Source organism: Streptomyces sp. YS-3 (assembly GCF_045257485.1).
GTDB lineage: Bacteria > Actinomycetota > Actinomycetes > Streptomycetales > Streptomycetaceae > Streptomyces.
Map to the genome: position 1 here is coordinate 1 of NZ_JBJHPC010000700.1, position 3,374 is coordinate 3,374.

The 3,374-nt window shown below is 73.5% G+C and carries 3 protein-coding genes; 1 reads left to right on the forward strand and 2 read right to left on the reverse strand.

Features of this window, described 5'->3' with window-relative positions; all coding sequences use genetic code 11:
• Nucleotides 1–203: 203 nt before the first annotated feature.
• Entirely contained in the window at nt 204–1,280 is a 1,077-nt protein-coding gene (locus ACJA3G_RS33480) for a type III polyketide synthase (protein WP_406556796.1), read from the forward strand.
• 13 nt (nt 1,281–1,293) lie between these two features.
• On the opposite strand, the gene ACJA3G_RS33485 is transcribed toward ACJA3G_RS33480, so the two are convergent.
• The gene (locus ACJA3G_RS33485) at nt 1,294–2,874 is read right to left on the reverse strand and encodes an alpha/beta hydrolase (RefSeq protein ID WP_406556797.1); all 1,581 of its coding nucleotides are present in this window, start codon (nt 2,872–2,874) and stop codon (nt 1,294–1,296) included.
• A gap of 155 nt (nt 2,875–3,029) precedes the next feature.
• Nucleotides 3,030–3,176, reverse strand: coding sequence for a hypothetical protein (locus ACJA3G_RS33490; RefSeq protein ID WP_406556798.1), 147 nt, complete (start codon nt 3,174–3,176; stop codon nt 3,030–3,032).
• Nucleotides 3,177–3,374: the final 198 nt, after the last annotated feature.

The window sequence follows — 3,374 nt, forward strand, 5'->3', positions numbered from 1 at the left end:
GGTCCGCCGCGCACCCCGCCCGGGGCCCGTCACCCGAGTGACCTACCCGGTCCGCAATATCCCTCTAATCGGTTAAATGCCTCGTTCGAGGACATGCCCATGATCACGCTCGGGGACACATCACAGGCACACGTCCGCACACCCCCCTGGAGCACCCGCGTGGAAACCGCAGGCGTCCGCCCGGCAGAAGACAAGGAAGTTCCATGGCCACCCTGTGCCGTCCGTCAGTAGCCGTACCCGACCATGTGATCACCCAGGAGGAGACGCTCGCCCTGGCCCGTGAGACACATGCCGACCATCCCCAGCGGGACCTCGTCCTGCGGCTCATCCAGAACACCGGGGTCCTCACCCGGCACATCGTGCAGCCGATCGAGGACACCCTGCGCCACCCCGGCTTCGAGGAGCGCAACCTGCTGTACGAGGCGGAGGCCAAGGCCCGGGTCCCCGGTGTCGTCCGGCAGGCGCTGGCCCACGCCGAGGTGGAGCCCCAGGACATCGACCTGATCGTCTACGTCTCCTGCACCGGCTTCATGATGCCCTCGCTGACCGCCTGGCTGATCAACACCATGGGGTTCAGGACCGAGACCCGGCAGCTGCCGATCGCCCAGCTCGGCTGCGCCGCGGGCGGCGCCGCGATCAACCGCGCGCACGACTTCTGCACCGCCTATCCGCGCGCGAACGTGCTGATCGTGTCCTGCGAGTTCTGCTCGCTCTGCTACCAGCCGACCGACATCGGCGTCGGCTCGCTGCTCTCCAACGGTCTCTTCGGCGACGCGATCTCCGCGGCCGTGGTGCGCGGCGAGGGCGGCACCGGTATGAGGATCGAGCGCAACGGCTCGCACCTGGTGCCCAACACCGAGGACTGGATCTCGTACGCGGTGCGCGACACCGGGTTCCACTTCCTGCTCGACAAGCGCGTCCCGGGCACCATGGAGATGCTCGCGCCCGCACTCAAGGCGCTGGTCGCCCAGCACAGTTGGGCCATCGCGGACATGGACTTCTTCATCGTCCACGCGGGCGGCCCGCGCATCCTGGACGACCTGTGCCACTTCCTGGAGCTGCCCCCCGAGATGTTCCGCTTCAGCCGGGCCACCCTCACCGAGCGCGGCAACATCGCCAGCTCCGTGGTCTTCGACGCGCTGGCCCGGCTCTTCGACGAGGGCGGCGCCGCCGACGGGGCCGGCGGGCTCATCGCGGGCTTCGGCCCCGGCATCACGGCCGAGACGGCCCTCGGGCGCTGGGCCGCGGCGGCCCCGATGGCGGCGGCGATGAGCAACTGAGAACCGGCCGCGCTCACTGCTCCGGGGGCGTCTCGCGGGCGCAGGACGTCCCCGCGGCGGGCAGCACGCCGTCGAGCAGGAAGGCGTCCGCCACGTCCCGGACGCACTGCGAGGCGGCGTACCCGCCATGCCCCCCGCCCTCATACGTGAGGACCACGCCCTTGCCGAGACGGCGGGCCGTCTCGGCCGCCCACCGGTACGGCGTGGCGGGGTCGCCCCTGGTGCCGATGAGCAGCGCGGCCGGCGCGCCGGTCCGGCCGATCGAGCGGATGTAGTCCGTACCGGCGGGCCAGCCGGTGCAGGAGATCGCCGCCCCCACCTGCGCGGGGCCGAACAGCGGGGAGGCCTGGGCGAACTTCTTCTCCAACGCGGCGAGTTCGGCGGCGGGGTCCTTGGCGCGCACCGGGTCGTCGGCGCAGTTGACGGCGAGGAGCGCCTCGCGGCTGTTGTCGTCCCCGGCCCGGTCCCCCCGCGCGTCCTGCCCCGCGAACCGCCGGGTGATCTCGTCGAGGACGGCCGGGTCACCCTTGTCGTGGAGGGCCGCGATGCCCCGTGCGAGGTCCGGCCAGAGCTGCTCGCTGTAGAGCGCGTCGGTGATCGCGGTCCGCAGGTCGGCGGAGGTGAAGTCGGCGCCCGATGCGGTCCTGGCGCTCCTGCGGTCGAGCCGGGCGACGGTCGCTTTCAGGGTGCCGGCCGCCTTGGCGGTGCTCGCGCCGAGCGGACACCGGGCCCCCCGGGCGGCGCAGTCCGACAGGAAGGTGTCCAGGCCCTTCTGCAGGGCCGTGGTCTGGGCGAACGCCGACTGGGCGGCGTCGGCCGTCAGCGAGTCCACGGCGTCCAGGACCATCCGCCCGGTGCGCTTGGGGAACTGCGCCGCGTAGACCGCGCCGAGCCGGGTGCCGTAGGAGATGCCGAAGTAGTTCAGCTTCCGGTCGCCGAGCGCCCGGCGCAGTACGTCCAGGTCGCGCGAGGCGTTGATGGTCCCGACGTACGGCAGCAGTTTCCCGGTGGTCCCGCGGCACCCCTCGGCCACCGCCCGCAGCTCCTCGACGAGCTGGGCGCGCCCCTCGGCGTCGTCGGCCGGGCCGCTGTCCGAGGGGCTCTCGATGAGCTGCTCGGCCTTGGCGCCGCAGCGCACGGGGGCGCTGCGGCCCACCCCGCGCGGGTCGAAGCCCACCAGGTCGTAGGCGGGGGCCAGACGCGCGGCGACGGCCATGAAGTCGCCGAGCCCGTTGAGGCCCGACTCCCCCGGGCCGCCGAAATCGAGCACCAGCGAACCCCTGGGGGCGGTGGCGCGGGCGGGGGCGGCGCCGGTGCCCGTGCCGGTGGGGCCCTCGCCGGACTCGGCCGCCCGCACCCGGGCCACCGCGAGCGCGATGGTGCCGTTCTCGGGCCGCGCGTAGTCGATGGGCACGGTCAGCTCGGCGCACTCCATGCCCTTGGGGGCATTCCTGACGGTGCAGCCGCCCCAGGCCAGGCGCTGGGTGTAGAAGCGGGTCAGATCGGGCTGGGCGCCGTCCGCCCGGGCCGGGACCGCAAGGGCGAGCAGCGCCATCGCCGCGCCGACGGCGCCCGCTGTCGTTCCTCCGCGCATGGCAGCCCCCTCGGTCGGGTGTTCCCGGAGCAAACGTAAGCCGCCGAACGGAGTACCGCACCACGGAGTGCCCGCTGTCGTCACCCTCTGTGAGAACAGCAGGTCACCAGGGCGGTGGCCGTGACCGGTCCACCGCCCTGCCGTGGGAGGCCCGGCTATTCGCCGTGCGGGTCGGCCGGGAGTGGGCGCCCCTCCTCAGGAGGTTCGGGGTCCTCGCGTTCGGGGGCCACGGGGGCCGGTCGGATCCGGGCGGCCTCGGCGCGCAGCATCGCGTTGAGCGCCGCGAAGGGGTCGACGGGCATGGCTGAACCACCTCGCTGTGCTGGTGAGTTGACGTACCGCTGGCTCGTTCCGTACGGAACGCTCAGCAGCGCAGCACCACACAGCGCACACCGTCGGGGGAGGCCCCCCGGCCGGACCCGCCCGGGGCCGCACCGGTCCGCCCGCGCACGGCGGCCCGCGTGAGCCGCCCGGCGCCCGGCACCCGCTCCGCGCCGGGC